At 43.7% G+C, this 15,337-nt stretch carries 16 protein-coding genes and 6 pseudogenes; 16 read left to right on the top strand and 6 right to left on the bottom strand.

Annotation, left to right across the window (positions count from 1 at the left end):
• The first annotated feature begins 49 nt into the window (after positions 1-49).
• The 8 genes from DXE31_RS00095 to phoR all read left to right on the top strand — a co-directional run bounded on the left by DXE31_RS00095 (position 50) and on the right by phoR (position 7,249).
• Complete coding sequence (locus DXE31_RS00095) at positions 50-304, top strand: hypothetical protein (protein ID WP_114697373.1); 255 nt, start codon at positions 50-52, stop codon at positions 302-304.
• A gap of 320 nt (positions 305-624) precedes the next feature.
• On the top strand, positions 625-1,647 hold the full coding sequence (pstS, locus tag DXE31_RS00090) for a phosphate ABC transporter substrate-binding protein PstS (protein ID WP_114697372.1): 1,023 nt from the start codon (positions 625-627) through the stop codon (positions 1,645-1,647).
• Positions 1,648-1,734: 87 nt separating this feature from the next.
• A complete protein-coding gene (gene pstC, locus DXE31_RS00085; RefSeq protein ID WP_114697371.1) occupies positions 1,735-2,712 on the top strand; it encodes a phosphate ABC transporter permease subunit PstC in 978 nt (325 codons plus the stop codon).
• A 5-nt stretch (positions 2,713-2,717) separates the two neighbouring features.
• Positions 2,718-3,584 (top strand): phosphate ABC transporter permease PstA, encoded by an 867-nt coding sequence (pstA, locus tag DXE31_RS00080; protein ID WP_114698605.1) that lies wholly within the window; start codon positions 2,718-2,720, stop codon positions 3,582-3,584.
• A gap of 8 nt (positions 3,585-3,592) precedes the next feature.
• The gene (gene pstB / locus DXE31_RS00075; RefSeq protein ID WP_231969204.1) at positions 3,593-4,429 is read left to right on the top strand and encodes a phosphate ABC transporter ATP-binding protein PstB; all 837 of its coding nucleotides are present in this window, start codon (positions 3,593-3,595) and stop codon (positions 4,427-4,429) included.
• Between the two features lie 13 nt (positions 4,430-4,442).
• Positions 4,443-5,150, top strand: a complete 708-nt coding sequence (gene phoU, locus DXE31_RS00070; protein ID WP_114697370.1) for a phosphate signaling complex protein PhoU — start codon at positions 4,443-4,445, stop codon at positions 5,148-5,150.
• 13 nt (positions 5,151-5,163) lie between these two features.
• Positions 5,164-5,877, top strand: a complete 714-nt coding sequence (gene phoB, locus DXE31_RS00065) for a phosphate regulon transcriptional regulator PhoB (protein ID WP_114697369.1) — start codon at positions 5,164-5,166, stop codon at positions 5,875-5,877.
• A gap of 55 nt (positions 5,878-5,932) precedes the next feature.
• A complete protein-coding gene (phoR, locus tag DXE31_RS00060; RefSeq protein ID WP_114697368.1) occupies positions 5,933-7,249 on the top strand; it encodes a phosphate regulon sensor histidine kinase PhoR in 1,317 nt (438 codons plus the stop codon).
• A gap of 141 nt (positions 7,250-7,390) precedes the next feature.
• Here the strand turns inward: phoR and DXE31_RS00055 are convergent.
• Positions 7,391-7,573: pseudogene (locus DXE31_RS00055) on the bottom strand (MgtC/SapB family protein); the annotation flags it as partial.
• A gap of 69 nt (positions 7,574-7,642) precedes the next feature.
• Between DXE31_RS00055 and DXE31_RS00050 the strand changes: the two are divergent.
• The 7 genes and pseudogenes from DXE31_RS00050 (at position 7,643) to DXE31_RS00030 (ending at position 11,992) form a co-directional block, all read left to right on the top strand.
• Complete coding sequence (locus DXE31_RS00050) at positions 7,643-8,236, top strand: DUF2252 family protein (RefSeq protein ID WP_269460611.1); 594 nt, start codon at positions 7,643-7,645, stop codon at positions 8,234-8,236.
• Positions 8,237-8,449: 213 nt separating this feature from the next.
• Positions 8,450-8,740: pseudogene (locus DXE31_RS00045) on the top strand (DUF2252 family protein); the annotation flags it as partial.
• A 105-nt stretch (positions 8,741-8,845) separates the two neighbouring features.
• Positions 8,846-9,235: an alkaline phosphatase gene (locus tag DXE31_RS09860; protein ID WP_197712059.1), complete on the top strand. Its 390-nt coding sequence runs from the start codon at positions 8,846-8,848 to the stop codon at positions 9,233-9,235.
• A gap of 264 nt (positions 9,236-9,499) precedes the next feature.
• The gene (locus DXE31_RS12565) at positions 9,500-9,745 is read left to right on the top strand and encodes an MgtC/SapB family protein (RefSeq protein ID WP_415077780.1); all 246 of its coding nucleotides are present in this window, start codon (positions 9,500-9,502) and stop codon (positions 9,743-9,745) included.
• On the top strand, positions 9,729-10,043 hold the full coding sequence (locus tag DXE31_RS12560; protein WP_415077779.1) for a hypothetical protein: 315 nt from the start codon (positions 9,729-9,731) through the stop codon (positions 10,041-10,043). Before DXE31_RS12565 ends, DXE31_RS12560 begins: the two co-directional genes overlap by 17 nt.
• Before the next feature lie 101 nt (positions 10,044-10,144).
• Positions 10,145-10,312 carry a GDCCVxC domain-containing (seleno)protein gene (locus DXE31_RS12555; protein ID WP_415077778.1) on the top strand — a complete coding sequence of 56 codons (168 nt, stop codon included), beginning with the start codon at positions 10,145-10,147 and terminating at the stop codon, positions 10,310-10,312.
• A 198-nt stretch (positions 10,313-10,510) separates the two neighbouring features.
• The gene (locus DXE31_RS00030) at positions 10,511-11,992 is read left to right on the top strand and encodes a Ppx/GppA phosphatase family protein (protein ID WP_114698603.1); all 1,482 of its coding nucleotides are present in this window, start codon (positions 10,511-10,513) and stop codon (positions 11,990-11,992) included.
• A gap of 81 nt (positions 11,993-12,073) precedes the next feature.
• Here the strand turns inward: DXE31_RS00030 and DXE31_RS00025 are convergent.
• The 5 genes and pseudogenes from DXE31_RS00025 to DXE31_RS12550 form a co-directional block, all read right to left on the bottom strand.
• Positions 12,074-12,749, bottom strand: a pseudogene (locus DXE31_RS00025) (GNAT family N-acetyltransferase); the annotation flags it as partial.
• Between the two features lie 269 nt (positions 12,750-13,018).
• Entirely contained in the window at positions 13,019-13,417 is a 399-nt protein-coding gene (locus DXE31_RS00020) for a diacylglycerol kinase (protein ID WP_114697365.1), read from the bottom strand.
• 11 nt (positions 13,418-13,428) lie between these two features.
• Positions 13,429-14,454: pseudogene (locus DXE31_RS00015) on the bottom strand (glycosyltransferase family 4 protein).
• Positions 14,451-14,606, bottom strand: a complete 156-nt coding sequence (locus DXE31_RS09620) for a hypothetical protein (RefSeq protein ID WP_162785478.1) — start codon at positions 14,604-14,606, stop codon at positions 14,451-14,453. Before DXE31_RS09620 ends, DXE31_RS00015 begins: the two are co-directional and overlap by 4 nt.
• A pseudogene (locus tag DXE31_RS12550) lies at positions 14,560-14,697 on the bottom strand (UDP-2,3-diacylglucosamine diphosphatase); the annotation flags it as partial. The pseudogene DXE31_RS12550 and the gene DXE31_RS09620, both read right to left, overlap by 47 nt.
• A 192-nt stretch (positions 14,698-14,889) precedes the next feature.
• On the opposite strand from DXE31_RS12550, the pseudogene DXE31_RS10705 reads away from it, so the two are divergent.
• Positions 14,890-15,337: pseudogene (locus DXE31_RS10705) on the top strand (lysophospholipid acyltransferase family protein); the annotation flags it as partial.

The following is a 15,337-nucleotide window of genomic DNA, read 5'->3' as shown; positions in this document are numbered from 1 at the left end:
GGCTAGCGTTTCTTCAGGAGTATTAACGTATCAGGGTAAACAATACCCCTTGACGGTTAAGAATATCGGCTTATATGAAAATCAAATCGGCGCATCTCATCTAGTTGCCAGGGGTGATGTGCATCACCTTCATAACCTTACTGATTTTGAAGGTAAGTATTTTTCATTAGTGGGGGGCATGGAAGAAACCGGCCGCTCTAAAATTCACAGTGACAAGAATATCACTATTTCTTTAACGGGCTGGTCTAAGAGCCCTGTGGTGATTCAACAAGGTGGATCCACAATTGAAGTTACGAAGAAGTAATGATGTAACGTTTTAATAAAAAACCACCTACGGGTGGTTTTTTATTTTGGTAGACTTGCCTGAGGTTATTTTTAAGTTCAGAGGCTAAATAGCCCATTGTTTTTAACTAACTTAAACGAGAGATTTCATTCTAAATACTCATTCATGATTCCTCATAATCCCCTTAAAATATGGGTTTTTATAACCTCCACATCCTTATAAAATATTGATTTAATTAAATATTTTGTGATACTTAGTAAGTGTCATCAAAGCGTCATACGCAGCCCGTATCTTTCATTCATTGAATTAATTTTGTAATCCCTTTGTTAAGGACTGTTCAAATGAAATCACTCTTGAAAAAAGCGCTTGTGATTAGCGCCATTTCTCTTGCTCCAGCTGCCTTTGCTGTTGACATGACTGGTGCTGGTGCAACATTCCCATACCCAATCTATGCAAAATGGGCTGAAGCTTATAAAGCTAAAACTGGCTCGAATTTGAATTACCAGTCAATTGGCTCTTCAGGTGGTATCAAGCAAAGTAAAGCTAAAATTCTTGATTTCGGTGCTACCGACAATCCAGTGAAATTTGAAGATCTCGCAAAAGATGGCATGGTTCAGTTTCCAGCAATTATTGGTGGAGTTGTTCCTGTCATTAACGTTGATGGCGTTAAGCCAGGAGAAATCAAATTAGATGGTCCAATATTGGCCGATATCTTTCAGGGAATCATTTCTGACTGGGGCGATAAGCGTATCGCTATCATGAATCCTGGCGTAAAGATTCCTTCTGGCCCAATCATTGTAGTTACACGTGCTGATGGTTCTGGTACAACTGCAATTTTTACGGACTACTTAGCTAAGACCAGTACCTTATTTAAAGATTCAGTCGGTGCAGGAGCACACGTTAAGTGGCCAGCCGCTTCTACGGTAGGTGGTAAAGGTAATGAAGGCGTAGCTGCTAACGTTACTCGCGTGAAAAACTCAATCGGTTATGTAGAGTATGCATACGCTAAAAAGAACAAAATGAATTTCATTTCCTTGAAAAACAAGGACGGTAATTTTGTTGCTCCGGATGACTTAACATTCGCTGCTGCAGCTGCTGGAGCAGATTGGGCAAAGATTTCTGGTATGGGAGCCTTTATCACTAATGCTGCTGGTGCGAAATCGTGGCCTATTACAGGCGCATCATTCATTTTGCTCTATAAGAATCCTGAGAACAAAGCCAACGCTGCTGAAGTCATTAAGTTCTTTGATTTTGCATTTAAGGATGGCAAAAAGATGGCTGAAGAGTTAGATTACGTGCCAATGCCTGATGCGACCACTGACTTCATTCGTAAAAATGTATTCACTAAGGTTATAACGAAATAAATTTGATGATTAACCATTCATCTCTGATTAAGAAACAGCCCTGCATGACTGCGGCGCTGTTTTAATATTTACTAAAGCTCACTCACGATGGAAATTACTCAGTCACATTCAGCGCCAACGCCTCAGGCCTTGAGTATTGCTAAATTGCAGCGGATACAGGATTTACTATTTCATGGCATTACTCAATTTTTTGCGATAGGAGTCTTGATTGCCTTATTGGGCATCTTAGTTTCGCTTAGCATTAATGCATGGCCTGCACTCAGTACTTTTGGGCCTGGCTTTTTCTTCTCCAAAGAATGGGATGTTGTTAACGGCGAATTCGGTGGTCTTATCGCGATTTATGGCACTGTGGTTACCTCCTTTATTTCCTTGTTAATTGCTGTACCGCTCAGTTTTGGTATCGCAGTATTTCTGACCGAACTATGTCCTGGACCCTTGCGCAGACCCTTAGGTACTGCAGTAGAGTTGCTGGCTGCGGTGCCATCCATCATCTACGGCATGTTTGGACTTTTTATTTTTGCACCATTGTTTGCAGAATATATTCAGCCAGCTTTGGCTGGTACATTGGGTCACATCCCAGGTTTTGGTATTTTGTTTTCCGGTGCTTTTAACGGTATTGGTATTCTCTGTGCCGGCTTAATTTTGGCCATGATGATTCTGCCCTTTATTGCCTCGGTAATGCGTGATGTATTTGAAATTGTTCCACCAGTTCTTAAGGAACCAGCCTATGGTATTGGCTGCACTACTTGGGAGGTGGTTGGAAACGTTGTGCTGCCATATACCAAGGCTGGCGTCATCGGAGGAATCATGCTTGGACTAGGGCGCGCACTTGGTGAAACAATGGCAGTTACCTTCGTTATTGGTAATGCGCACCGTTTGTCCCCTTCACTCTTTGCTCCGGGAACTTCTATTGCTTCGACTCTTGCTAATGAATTTGGCGAGGCAGAAGCTGGCAATCATCTTTCATCATTGTTTGCTCTCGGTTTAGCACTTTTCCTGATCACCTTCATTGTGTTGGCATGCGCTAAGTGGATGCTGAACAATATGGAGAAGAAACAGGGCTGAAAAACATGAACTTTAATTCTAATATGGATCCAGCAATCTTTGCTAAACGTAAGCGTGCCAATAAAATTGGTCTAACTCTCTCCATGGGAGCCATGGTTTTGGGTATGGTTTTCTTGTTTTGGATTTTGAGTGTTTTAGTAATTAAAGGATTCTCAGCATTAGATTTATCTCTTTTTGTGAATAGCACTCCAGCTCCCGGTTCTGAAGGTGGTGGTTTGGCTAACGCCATTGTTGGCAGCCTCATGCTGGTAGGTACATGTACCTTGGTGAGTACTCCGATTGGCGTTCTAGCTGGTTTGTATTTGTCTGAATATGGAGATCGCAGTCGAGTTGCAGCCATTACTCGCTTTGTGACCGACATCATGCTTTCAGCACCATCGATTGTGATTGGTTTATTTGTGTATGCATTCGTAGTAGCACAGGTAAGACACTTCTCTGGTTGGGCTGGTACTGTTGCCCTTGCACTCATTGCGATACCAGTTGTGGTGCGTACCACTGAAAATATGCTTCGCTTAGTGCCTGGAAGTTTGCGTGAAGCTGCTTATGCTTTGGGAACGCCAAAATGGAAAGTGGCCTTTAAAGTGACTTTGCGTGCAGCGCGGAGTGGCGTCATTACAGGTGTCTTATTGGCGCTTGCTCGTGTGAGCGGTGAAACAGCGCCACTGTTATTTACTGCACTGAATAACCAATTCTTCTCTACCAATATGAATGCGCCTATGGCCAATTTGCCGGTAGTGATTTTTCAATTCACAATGAGTCCATACGATAACTGGGTTGAATTGGCCTGGGGCGGTGCATTGTTGATTACTTTTGCAGTTTTAGGCTTAAATATATTGGCACGTGTGGTTTTCCGTGAGAAAGTGCAAAGATGATGAGTAATATGAACACAATGTTTGACTTAAATCAGATCGACAGTCAAGGGGGTAGAGTGGATGCAACGGGGCAACAATCCGAACAGGCAGCCATTAATGCTCTCGAGGTCAGAGATTTGAATTTCTTCTACGGCTCATTTCAGGGCTTAAAAGACATTAATTTGGACATCGAACAAGGGAGAGTTACCGCATTCATTGGACCATCTGGTTGCGGAAAGTCTACTTTATTGCGTACCCTAAATCGTATGTATGATCTGTACCCTGACCAGAGAGCAGAAGGCGAAATTAATTTCTATGGTCAGAATATTCTTTCTCCTGAACAAGACCTAAACCTATTACGCTCTCGTATCGGCATGGTTTTCCAGAAGCCAACTCCATTTCCAATGTCTATTTATGAAAACATTGCATTTGGAGTGCGTCTCTATGAAAATCTCTCCCGTTCAGAGATGGATGAGCGCGTTGAGTGGGCCCTAAATAAAGCTGCTCTGTGGAATGAAGCAAAAGATAAATTAAATCAAAGTGGACTCTCGCTATCTGGAGGTCAGCAACAGCGCCTATGTATTGCTCGCGGTGTTGCAGTAAAGCCATCCGTAATTTTGCTGGATGAGCCTACTTCGGCTTTGGATCCGATTTCTACAGGGAAGATCGAAGAGCTCATTAATGAATTGAAGCATGAGTACACCATTGCAATTGTGACTCATAACATGCAACAAGCTGCGCGTGTATCGGATTACACTGCCTATATGTATTTAGGTAGCCTAATTGAGTATGGCAAGACAGATGAGATTTTTATTAAGCCTAAGCGTAAAGAAACAGAAGACTATATTACCGGCCGCTTCGGTTAATTGGAGATAGTAAATGTCAGATAAACACCTATCATCACAATTTGATGCTGACCTCAATTCACTCTCAAGTCGCGTACTTGAGATGGGTGGATTGGTTGAGTCCCAAATCTCCACTGCCATGCGTGCTTTTACGACAATGGATATCGATACTTGTAATATTGTCATAGAAAATGAAAAGCTGGTTAATGATTTGGAAATTCAAATTGACTTAGCCTGTACTGAGTTAATTGCTCGTCGCCAGCCAACTGCACGTGATTTGCGTTTAGTGATGGCCGTTTCAAAAGCGATAACCAATCTTGAGCGTGCTGGTGATGAGGCTGAAAGGGTTGCTAAGAGAACTAAGCGATTAATTGAGTCTAATGTCCCTTATAAAATCAACGTGGCAGAGATTCGTTTATCCGGCCAAATGGCGATTAATTTATTACGTCGCAGCCTAGATGCGTTTGCTCGCCTTGATACCGCTGCTGCGGCTGAGGTAGTAACCGAAGATCGTCAAATTGATGAGGAATTTAGGGGTTTTGTGCGCAAGCTAATTTCGTACATGTCTGAAGACCCGCATACGATTAGCACAGGCTTAGATATACTGACAATCGCTAAAGCGATAGAGCGTATTGGTGACCATGCCAAGAATATTGCAGAGTTTGTGATTTATATTGCTAAAGGCTCTGATGTGCGTCATATTCCGCATGAAGATCTAGTGCGCGAAGCAAACAAGCAATAAAACACTGAACACTATGACCCATCACATACTCATTGTCGAAGATGAGCCGTCAATTGCCGAATTAATAGCCATTAACCTTACGCATGCAGGATATAAGGTTGAAAAGGCTATGCAGACTGAAATTGCGATTGCATTAATAAAGGAGAGTGTGCCTAGCATGATCATCTTGGACTGGATGATGCCAGGCAAATCCGGTGTGCAATTTGCAAAAGAACTGAGAGCCCAGGAGCGAACTAGAGGCTTGCCAATTTTGATGCTCACCGCCAAAAGCGAAGAAGTGGATAAGGTCCTAGGGTTGGATTCTGGGGCAGATGATTATGTAATAAAGCCTTTCTCTCCAAAAGAGTTGGTTGCTAGGGTGAGGGCCTTATTACGTAGACAGTCTCCAATGGAGGACACGGGTCCATTAAGTATTGGTCCGATTACACTTGATCCAAGCTCCCACCGTGTGTTGGCTGTTTGGTCTGATCTAGAGCCCAAGCCCGTCTCTTTAGGCCCAACTGAATACAGGCTTTTGCAGTTCTTTATGGCTAATCCTGAGCGTGTTCACTCCCGCACAAATTTGCGCGACAATGTGTGGGGCAATGAGGTCTATATTGAGCAAAGAACTGTAGACGTTCATATCAAGCGCCTGAGGGCAGCCTTAGCTCCCGTGGATTGTGATCGTTTCATTGAAACCGTTCGCGGCAGTGGCTACCGTATTACTAAGACGCCCACAGAATCTTAACAATAGGATTTTTTCAATTTTTTAGATTCGCTGACGGATCGACTAAGATTGCAGCATGGTTTCCGCCTTAACTCGCTTCGCCTTGTTGATTGGCCTTGCCCTGATTGCGGCTTTCATTACCCTTGAAGTTTGGAGTGCGCAGTGGGCTATACCGTTGGGGATTTTTATCATCTCAGCCCCCCCTATTTACTCCTATATTAATTTAGCACGCTTAAAAAAATATATCCTGAGTGATTCCCTGGAAAAAATGTCGTTGCCGAGCGGCTACTGGGAAGAAGTGCTTTTTAGACTGCAACGCTTAATTAAAAACCAAAAACAAAAACTACTCACGATTGAGCGCCAACACAATACTTTTATAGAAGCATTTCAGGCATCTCCAAATGGTCTGGTGATGCTCGATGAAAACGATCAAATTGAATGGTGTAATAGTATTGCCGAGCAGTTTTTTGGGCTCATCTACAAACGGGATGTCATGCAGCGTATTAACTTTTTAATACGTAGGCCGGAGTTTATTCAGTACTTTACTAAGAGAAATTTTGAAGAGCCCTTGTTAATGGAAAGAATGGGTCCGAGTAGTAGTATCAGCGTAATGCTACAAGCCTTTCCATTTGGACAAAAGCGTCATTTGATCTTGGTCCAGAACGTCACCGATTTACAAAAAGCGGATGCTATGCGTCGCGACTTCGTTGCAAATGTCTCTCATGAGATGAGAACTCCTATTACAGTGTTAATGGGCTTTTTAGAAACTGTTCAGTCTCTTGATCTTCCTAAGGATCAGCAAGATCAATATTTCGAGATGATGATGGCTCAGGCCATCAGAATGAAGAGTCTGGTAGAGGATTTGCTGACTTTAGCGAATCTCGAATCCAATTCGCTACCTGCGATTACTAAGCCAGTACATATTAAAACCTTGATGGCTCTACTCAAAAATGATGTGGAAGCGCTCTCAATGGGAAGACACTCATTTACCTTTGAAGCTTTATCTCAACAAGATTTGCTGGGGGATGAGCGCGAGGTTTTGTCTGCATTTAGTAACCTAGTATCTAATGCTATTCGCTATACGCCTGATGCTGGTTTGATTGACGTCAAGTGGAGTTTCAATGCAGAGGATGGGCAGGGAGAATTTTCAGTGACTGATACTGGCCCAGGCATAGCTGCTGAGCATCTTTCACGTCTAACAGAACGCTTTTATCGCGTGGATCGGAGTCGTTCGCGAGATACAGGTGGTACGGGGTTAGGTTTGGCTATTGTGAAACATATTGCCAGTCGACATCAGGCTCAATTGATTATTGAAAGCACTCCAGGCAGGGGGAGTACTTTTATGTTGCGCTTCCCTAAGGAGCGCCTCATCCCAATAACGCATCCTGCTTAGTCTTTCTTCTTCTTTTTCTTCGTTTGGTAGCTTTTCAGTCTTGCCATTGGCATAAAGGCACCAGACCTTAATTTCTTCGAAAAGCTCGTTTAGATCATCGTGTGGCAGACTTTTCAAATCCACTAAGCCAATAGCCGCCAAAGATAAGCCTCCGAGAGCAAATTTACCAGCCCCAAAAGCTGCACCGATGAGGGCGCAGGCCCAAAGACTGGCTGCCGCGGTGAATTCATAAACCCTTTTGGATCTTTGTTCTCGAATAATGACACCAGCAGCACCCAAAAAACCGAGCCCTGTAATAAGGCCTTGTAGCACTCGGATAACCATTGCTCAGCAGGGAGTTTATGAAGCCCCAAAAAATCGTATAGACCCGATACATATTTTGGAAGAGCGCGTATTAAATCTCTTATTCCCATTCGTTATGAACGGATGCTGCAGTCTCCCTTTGCGTTTTATCGTGGAGGCGCTGCAATCATGGCGCAAGATTTAGCGTATCAGCCTACTACTGATATCACCGTTCAGTTATTTGGGGATATGCATGTTTCGAACTTCGGATTATTTGGCACAGCTGAACACCGATTGGTATTTGGGATTAATGATTTTGATGAAACCTTATCTGGTAGTTTGGAGTGGGATCTCAAGCGCCTACTAGCAAGTGTTGTAATAGCTTGCGAAAGTAATGGTGGTAACAAGTCCTTAAGTCAAAAAATAGTGATGCGTATTTGTGCTGAATATCAAAAGCGCATGCTGCAATATGCCAAAATGCCGTACCTCGATCTAGCTCAGCAATTTATTAGTGAATCCGATATTCGCAAAAATTTTTGTAAAGAGCATCAAAAGCAGATTGACGCATATTTCAAAGATATAAAAGGTCAAAGCAATATTCAGGTATTGCAGACGCTGACTACTTTAGTTGGTAAGCATAGAAAAATCATTAATAAGCCTCCCTTGATTGAGCATTTCAAAAAAACGCTGATGGAGTGCCCCTAGAGACTCTCATTGATAAGGCTTTATTAAACTATTCCAGTACTTTGCTGTTAGATCGCCAAATTCTATTTGAGCGCTACAGCCTTAAAGACTATGCCTGCAAGGTAGTTAGTGCTGTATTTTGAGGGAGATAGCGAGAGTGCCTCTCTCTTTTTGCAATATCAAGAAGCTCAAAGATCAGTGTTGAGTCCTTATTGAGGTAAATCGGTTTACCGTGATATGGGTCATCGCGTAGTTGCTGGTCAAAGATTATTGCAGGGCACACCAGATATCTTTTTGAACTTTGGCTCTATGCAATTTGATAGCGATCGAAGTGAAGGTTTTTACATGCGCCAATTACGCGATATGAAGGGTGGAATTCCAATTGGTCCTGGCGGAGTTTCCCTTAAAAACTTTACAGATTATTCAAAGCTATTTGGTTGGGCTCTTGCCCTTGGGCATGCGCGCAAAGCAAAACGAGCAGGAGGCCGTGAAAAGTGGCAGACTTACGGCCCCGCCAAGAGCTAAGACTCAGTCCATTAAGCTTTAAGCGGTAGTCATGGGTTTGTCATGTTTTTGGTAGATAGTCTAATTTGACCCAAAAAGCTATTTGGGGTTTTTCATCCTGACAATATGGATGGATCATTGGATCGTCTTTATCTAAAAAAGAATACGGTAGAGCAGTATCCCAATCAACCTGACCTTACCGAGATGACGCAATCTGCCCTAGATATGCTTTCCAGAAATCCCTATGGATTTTTCTTGATGGTAGAGGCAGCGTTAATTGATAAATTTAATCCTTCACTAGATTGGGAGCGTGCTGCGTTTGACACCATTATGTTGAGTAATGCAGTGCAAATCGCAAAAGACTTTGCCAAAAAACATCCGGATACTCTAATCATCGTTACGCCAGACCACACCCATAGTGGCTCGATTGGTGGGGTGGTTCACCAGGACCCTTGTGTGAAAAAGGGGGCGTCTACGCTGCAGCGGGTTACCCAAATTATCCCAAAAGGCAGCTAAGGGCTATCCGAATGAAATTGATGTCTCAAAGCGCCTTGCATTCTTTTACGGAAACTACCTTGATCATTACGAGACTAGGCATCCAAAGTTGGATGACGCTGTCTTGAATGCCATGGGGCCATTCTCAGAGAAATGCAAAGGTTTTATGGACAACACTGAAGTATTTAAAGTGATGGTGAAGTCTGTAGGGCTTGGAGCAAAATAGCTTTATGGAATTTATCAACAATATTAACTATGGATCGCTAACAGATTCAGTAATTAGCCTTGGGTGCGACAATATTTGTAGATGCTGCAAATCGCCTCACTGGCCATGAGGGTGCAGTACATGTCATGGCTTATGTAGTGTCCGGGGTTGAATTTTTGGGCGCTGGTGTGATGATGCGAGAGGAGGGCAATGTCAGAGGTATTAATACCGCTGCAACCCTGTGGACATCTGGTGCAGTTGCAGGCGCTGATTTAATTCTAGAAGCAGCGCTTGCGACGATCTTTATGATTGCGGCCAATAGTTAGCTTTATTAAAAAACAACCTTTGGATACGGATGCGGTTGAAGTTACTAATTCAGTATACATCATTACATCGAAGCACGCTCAAACGCATGCATTGAAGCAATTTATTCAGACTTTAGAAGCAGCAGGGTTCCAGACTCAGGATATTGAGGTTCATCAGTTTGGTTCTGATGATGTGGAAATGCAGGCGGTATTGACCACTTCCGCAGTTGACGGCGATGAGATGGATCGATTAATTGAAAAAATAACCAATCAAGATTTTATTATACCAGCATTCTGGAGTCCTAGTGCTACAGACTAGACTTATCAAAACTATTGACACAATATTGCAATAATCTTGCTTCATTATAAGATGTTGAATACAACTATCCAAGATTGTGAATCCATCCTAACTGGTCCATATTGCCATGCTACGGAGTCTATTCAAGTGGAGCGCTGTACATCCCTCCTCATCTATACCGTTGCCGTTCTTGTAGTGCGATTCTGAAGCCCAAGTCAGGTGATTGCTGTATTTTGTGTAGTTTTGGAAATCGTGATTGTTCAAGCTCTGAGCAAAATTTAGCCGCCTAGATTGAGCCTAATCATCCCAGCCGTAAAGGCTGACTGCGTTTTTCATCAATGTGTCATGGTTTTTTCATAAAATAGACACAATTGACGCAGCATTCCATTTTTTTGGGAAACATTTTGGCCAGTAATCCGTTAGATCCTTCAGCAAATTCGGCAGACCTCGTGGCCGCTGCTGTCGATCTCGGGTCCAATAGTTTTCGAATGCTTGTAGCTCAGGCTGTTAATACACCTTCTGGAACCCAACTCCGCCCGATTGATACCTTGCGTGAGACTGTACGTCTAGCGGCTGGCTTAACCGAGAATAAGCTTCTGGGGAATGATGCCTATCAGCGAGGGCTTGTCGCTATAAGACGTTTTGGTGAGCGTATTCGTGAGTTTGATCCTGCTAATGTTAGGGCCGTTGCCACCAATACCTTGCGTGTCGCAAAAAATGCCTCGCAATTTGTGAAAGATGCAGAAGAGGCTCTGGGTTTTCCAATCGAGGTTATTGCAGGTGTAGAGGAGGCGCGCCTCATTTATATTGGGGCGGCGCATGAAGTGCCGGCTGTGCACGGTAATCGATTAGTGATTGATATCGGCGGGGGATCAACCGAGTTCATTATTGGCAAAGGGTATGAGCCAAAGCTGATGGAAAGTCTCTACATTGGCTGTGTATCCCATAGTCTACGTTTTTTTCCTAAAGGCAATATTGATGCCCATGCTTTCAAAGACGCCGAGTTAGCAGCGCGCCGTGAAATCCAGGTGATTTCAGGGGGCTATTTGAAAAGTGGCTGGAATCAAGTCATTGGTTCATCTGGAACCGCTAGAGCATTAGCGGAATTAATTGGAAACAACCATTTCAACAATCACGGTGATAGCTTGACCATGGGCCGCGTGCATGGCGGAAGTGGCTTGATTACGCATGAGGGTTTAAAAAACCTCAAAAAACATCTTCTCAAGCATGAGCATGTCAACCAAGTTGATCTAATCGGCTTAAAGGATGATCGTCGCTCAGTATGGCCAGGTGGTTTAGCGATTATGCTCGCTGCATTCGATGAGCTGGGTATCGAAGCGATGGAAGTGACTGATGCTGCTTTGCGGAGCGGTGTTCTCTATGACTTACTAGGACGTTCACAGCACCATGACATGCGCTACGTGACTGTAGGGCAATTCATGCAGCGCTATTCTGTCGATCGAGATCAGGCTAGTCGAGTTGGACAATTGGCTACCAATTTTTTGCAGCAACTACCTAAGCCGGAAGGTGAGAGCAGGGCGGATAATGTCGCGCTACTGCAATGGGCTGCCAATTTACATGAGATCGGCTTGTCGATATCGCATAACGGTTATCACAAACACTCTGCTTACATTGCAGGTAATGCGGATATGCCAGGCTTCTCTAAGAATGACCAAGCAAGGCTTGCAGCGCTGTTAATTGGGCATACCGGTAAGCTGGGTAAGTTAACAAATAATCCTAACTTCCAAGACTGGCGCATGCTGTTTTGCTTGCGTTTAGCGCAGGTGCTATGTTGTGGACGAAATGATACCAGCTTTCCTAAGGTTAAGGTCTCGGAGCACGATGGATCCTATCTCGTGAGTCTTCCCAGGAAGTGGGTTGCAGAACACCCGCTAACCGAATTTAGCCTGCTTAAGGAAGCTGCCGAATGGGATAGAGTGGGTCGAACTTATCAAGTGAGTTTTAAGTAGGTAAGATGGAGAAAAACAAATAAGAGTAACAATAAAAAAGCCACCTCGCTTAAGGTGGCTTTTTCAATGACGCTAGAGAAGCTACAGCCCTAAGAAATGCTTGGCATAGCGTGGATTGATTTTTGACAAGCGCAACATTGTTAATAAGTCAGCTGTGTTGAAATCAGGATTCCAGGCTGGAGCGCTACAAATTTTTGCGCCTAGCTTTAGGCAGCCTTTGATCAATGGTGGGGGTTGCACCTCTAAGCCGCCATTTAATTTATCGAGTGGCAATGGTAAGTGCGGGAAAGCATGGAACTCGGTCGGCGCCATTTGATCATTTCCTAAAGAGTTATACAGACTTGCAGCAAAGTGACTACCGTCAGCCATCGGAATGCTGGTGCATCCCAACATAATTTCATAACCATTCTTTTGCATATATGACGGCGCCAGAGCGGTAGTCTTGATGGACACATGATCTGCCGAGATCTACCAATTTCGGGCAAAGATAATCAATACGAGAGAGGTCAAATTCAGAATCTGAGTAGAGTCGACCGATTGCAAGAGCCTTATGAGGTGGTAAGACACGATAGGTGCCTACTACCTTGAAGCTATCCTGATCACGAATCAGCAAATGGGCGTAATAAGAGTCAAATTCATCCACATCAAGACCTTCTACGTTACGACGCAAGTTTGCTCCCATTTCTTCGGCAAATACTTTGTAGCGTAGTTTCTGCGTTTCTTTGACTTCACTCGGAGTGCTTGCCCAAACAATTTCGAAAGCCGGTTTTTTTGGGTTTAGCAATTTGAGCGCTTGGGATAACATCCGCTTCCCTTAATTCAGCTCTTGTTTTGGTAACAAATTTTTTGCCGAATAGTTTTTTGGCTCATTTCTTTGCCAACTTTTTGGAAAGTTTTTGAAAGGCATTTGGCTTGGTTTTTTAGCCATTTAATTTTTTTGGGTGTAAAGATTTCAAATGAGCCGATTAGGTTTGGGATTTCAGACATGGCTAGCCTTTGTTGGTGATGAAATTAAGAATGTGACGCTTATAGAATCAAAGGAATACAAACAGCAGCCCAAACAAGGGCGGCTACCAAAAGAGCGAGCACGACAGCGGCACTACCAAGATCCTTGGTACGCTTTGAAAGATCATGATGATCAAAAGAGATGCGATCGATTGCAGCTTCCACGCTAGAGTTCAGAAGCTCGATAACCAGAACCATCATTAGCGATGAAACGAGTAATGCTTTTTCAAACAAGGTGATTGGAAGTACGGCCGCGATTGGCGCTAACAGCACAAAGAGTGTGAGCTCTTGTCTAAAAGCGCTCTCTTGCTGAAAAGCATAAACCAACCCGCACCAAGAAATTTTGGCCGCATGCCATGCTCTTGCAAGGCCACGATTACCTTGATGGGGATTTTGGTTTATGTGATAAGGGGAATTCATCGTAGCCGCTCTTAGGCGAGTGCGGTGACACGCACTTCTGTTGTTGGAACGGGTTTGAGATGATTGGCAAACTGTTCTGAGGCTGCCCTCCAGGAGAGCTGCTCTGCATGGGCGCGGGCTACTTCACGGGGAATCTTTAATGCCTGTATGCAGGCTTCACGTAAGTCTTCATTCATTGCGCCAGCATTGGAGTTGCCAAGAACATCAATCGGTCCCGTTACTGTGGATAGGCTGCTACTGGCGTGCCGTAGGCTATTGCTTCGAGTAGTACAAGGCCAAAAGTATCTATCTTGCTCGGGAATACAAAAACATCTGCCGCAGCATAAACTTTTGCTAACTCATGCTGTTGAAGTACTCCTAAATAATTTACTTCTGGATATTTTTCTTTAATGCCTGCAAGTGCTGGACCATCTCCAACTACCCACTGTGATCCTGGTAAATTTTTTTCTAAAAATGCATTAATGTTTTTCTCCACAGTAACGCGGCCTACATATAAAAAGATTGGATGAGCAGTGTTCAATGCTTTTGATTCTTGTACCTTAAATATGTCTAGATCGACTCCTCTTGACCAAAGCACTACATTTGTGAAGCCATACTTTTCTAAGTCATTTTTAACAACAATGGTTGGCGCCATCACAGCCATTGATGGGCCATGAAACCAACAAATAAATGCGTAGGTAACCGCAAGGGGGATGCCAGTGCGCGCTTTGACATACTCTGGAAAGCGGGTGTGATAAGCAGTCGAGAAGGGTAGGCGATTCTTAACAGCATATGCACGAGCAGATAAGCCTAGGGGACCTTCGGTAGCAATATGGATTTGCATCAGGAGCAAACTCTTTAATTCGGTGTGCCACTTCTTTGCCTGGAAAGAGCGATATCAGGATAGGTGGGGCATGGGATGGATTGAAAGCCGTTAGGCGTGTAATCATGTCTACTTCGTGGCCCATAGCAACTAACTCAGCGCGGGTTTGTTTGATCGTGCGGACCACTCCATTGACTTGTGGATCCCATGCATCAGTAATGATCATGATTTTTATAGTGCGGCCTCTTTAATCAGTGATTCGATCGGGGGTTGATGCGTAATTTGCGCTGATTTAATTGGCTTACCCTTGATATGAGGCCAATGAATGATTTTGAGTTCACCAGCCATCGATAATGTCACTAACCAAATAAAACGTTGCGACTTCATTGTGTTTTAGAAAATCGAGAAGGTAGTTTGCCTGGCACCCTGATGTTCCTAGGTGTACGTCTGAAATCCAGATAGCTTTGTAATGCATCATGAAACCGTATAAGCCTACTGAGTATGTAAGCAGCATGACAGTTTCAAGTCAGTTTTATGACGATGCTATCTTTTCAATAGCTTGATTTATATTGCTATCCAATATGACCAATAAACTATCAACTAAACCGTCGTATTCCCATTTGCAAGTCAGAGAGCTAAATCTCAGCATATTCAGAATTGGTCGATTCAATTGCTGCAGATTTTCGGCATTGAGTTACAACTTCAGAATGAAGCAATATTGCCGGCCAGTCCTTTTCTGCTGGCATCGAACCATATTTCGTGGATGGATATTCATGCGATTAATGCATATTGGCCGATTCGATTTGTAGCCAAGTCAGATGTGGAGGGGTGGCCTATTTTCGGGTGGATGGCCAAACAGCTGGGTACGGTATTTATCAAGCGCGATAACGATCGTCATGACAAGTAAATTGCCAGTGAAGTGAATAAGGTGCTGCAAATCCAATCAGTGTGCATATTCCCTGAGGGGACCTCTACTAATGGAGAATGCGTAAAACCCTTTGAGCCTAATTTATTTGAAGCGGCGGTAATGGCGCGGGTCCCCGTCTATTCACTTGCAGTTTCATATAGATCGGCCATGACAGCTAATAGAAGCGAAGTGGCTGCTTTTGTGGGGGGGG

The organism is Polynucleobacter necessarius (genome assembly GCF_900095185.1).
In the GTDB taxonomy this organism is placed as follows: Bacteria; Pseudomonadota; Gammaproteobacteria; order Burkholderiales; family Burkholderiaceae; genus Polynucleobacter.
This window is presented reverse-complemented; position numbering and strand designations above follow the sequence as displayed.